This window comes from Vibrio sp. Isolate32 (assembly GCF_022397955.1).
GTDB lineage: Bacteria > Pseudomonadota > Gammaproteobacteria > Enterobacterales > Vibrionaceae > Vibrio.
The window spans coordinates 1-709 of record NZ_JAKEUQ010000082.1 but is presented as its reverse complement, the minus strand read 5'-3'; the positions used below and the strand labels follow the sequence as shown (position 1 = coordinate 709).

Below are 709 nucleotides of genomic sequence, written 5' to 3'. Positions count from 1 at the left end.
CTTATACGAAGATATTCACGATAAGTGTCCACACAGATTGATACGGTTTAAAAAGTAAAAGAGACGAAGAACTCCCAAGTTCTTCAATCCAGTGTCCCGTTCGTCTAGAGGCCTAGGACACCGCCCTTTCACGGCGGTAACAGGGGTTCGACTCCCCTACGGGATACCATTGGGTCGTTAGCTCAGTTGGTAGAGCAGTTGACTTTTAATCAATTGGTCGCAGGTTCGAATCCTGCACGACCCACCATTCTTTCTCCACGAAGGAATTAAAACTTTTAGTGGGCGATTAGCTCAGTTGGGAGAGCACCTGCCTTACAAGCAGGGGGTCACTGGTTCGAGCCCGGTATCGCCCACCATTCTCTAAATATTCTTGGAAGTTAAAACTCCAAACCACTTCTTATGTCGTTGGTTGGTTTTTTCGACTGCGAGAGTCTTTAGAAAATGCATTCTTCGGAATACATGCTCTTTAACAATTTGGAAAGCTGACTGATTACTTAATTGGTTTTCACTTTAAAAAGTGAAATCAAACAGCTCAAGGCTGTGATTAAGTTAATCAAATTTAAAAGTTCTCAATGTTTATCTGCTCTTAGTTAATAAGAACGGTATAAACACAACAAACACATTCAAGTGTCTTGTATTCGAATCAAACTTTAGTTTGATTCACATTGAGTCCGGCAAACAGTCATCAAGAATTAACCCTTCTTGATGA

Annotated in this window: 3 tRNA genes; all 3 read left to right on the top strand. The window is 41.2% G+C overall.

Features of this window, described 5'->3' with window-relative positions:
• Positions 1 to 93 precede the first annotated feature (93 nt).
• The 3 genes from L1D11_RS22515 to L1D11_RS22505 all read left to right on the top strand — a co-directional run bounded on the left by L1D11_RS22515 (position 94) and on the right by L1D11_RS22505 (position 356).
• Positions 94 to 169, top strand: a tRNA-Glu gene (locus tag L1D11_RS22515).
• 2 nt (positions 170 to 171) lie between these two features.
• Positions 172 to 247 (top strand) — tRNA-Lys (locus L1D11_RS22510).
• Positions 248 to 280: 33 nt separating this feature from the next.
• A tRNA-Val gene (locus tag L1D11_RS22505) sits at positions 281 to 356 on the top strand.
• The last annotated feature ends 353 nt before the right edge of the window (positions 357 to 709 follow it).